Source organism: Maricaulis sp. D1M11 (assembly GCF_047308265.1).
GTDB lineage: Bacteria > Pseudomonadota > Alphaproteobacteria > Caulobacterales > Maricaulaceae > Maricaulis.
Genome location: NZ_JBKQWY010000028.1, coordinates 1 through 822, shown reverse-complemented (window position 1 = coordinate 822; position 822 = coordinate 1). Strand labels below are relative to the sequence as shown.

1 pseudogene is annotated in these 822 nt (G+C 60.8%); it reads left to right on the top strand.

The window, feature by feature from the left end:
- Window positions 1-45: 45 nt before the first annotated feature.
- Window positions 46-822, top strand: a pseudogene (locus RMQ97_RS15500) (hypothetical protein); the annotation flags it as partial.

The window sequence follows — 822 nt, the reverse complement described above, 5'->3', positions numbered from 1 at the left end:
ACCTTCTTCCTGGGCCGTCCGAACAACGCCGAAATCACCAACACCATGTCTGGTCCGTTCTCCGGCCCGGTCGAACAAGCCATCACGGCCTTCGACGCTAGCGCTGTTGACACTTGGTTCGACGCAACCTCCTTCATCGGTGCCTTCCCGGATGACGCCTCTGCGGCTTCTAACTGGGCTGCCGGTTGGACCTTCTCCTTGTTCCCGGATCCGGGCTGCCCGACCGGCACGACCGAATCTGCTGAGACCATCAACGGCCAACGCGTCTGTCAGCTGACGGGTACGCTGATCGCCGACGTTCGTCTCGATCGTAACTCCATGTACGAAATCATCGGTCCGGTCTTCGTGGGCCGTGATGCCGGTGCCGATCCGGCCGCTCCGATCGCTGGTGCGACTGAAGTGACCCTGACGATCGATCCGGGCGTGACCCTGTTCGGTTCTTCCGGTTCTGACTACCTGGTCGTGACCCGTGGTTCCCAGCTGGAATCCAACGGTACGGCAACGTCTCCGGTTGTCATGACTTCGCGTTCCGGCGTCGAAGGCACGGCAGGTCTGAACACCAAAGCCCAGTGGGGCGGTGTTGTGATCAATGGTCGCGCTCCGATCAACGCCTGTACGGGTGCTGCTGTCGGCGGTGCGGTCGATTGTGAAAAATCCGGTGAGGGTTCTTCCGGTCTGTTTGGTGGCGCAACCACCGATGATGACTCCGGCAGCATCACCTTCACGCAGGTCCTCTTCGCTGGCTTCCGCGTGAACTCCGGTGACGAGCTGAACGGTATCGCCTTCCAGGGCGTGGGCAACGACACCTTCGTTGACTATGTT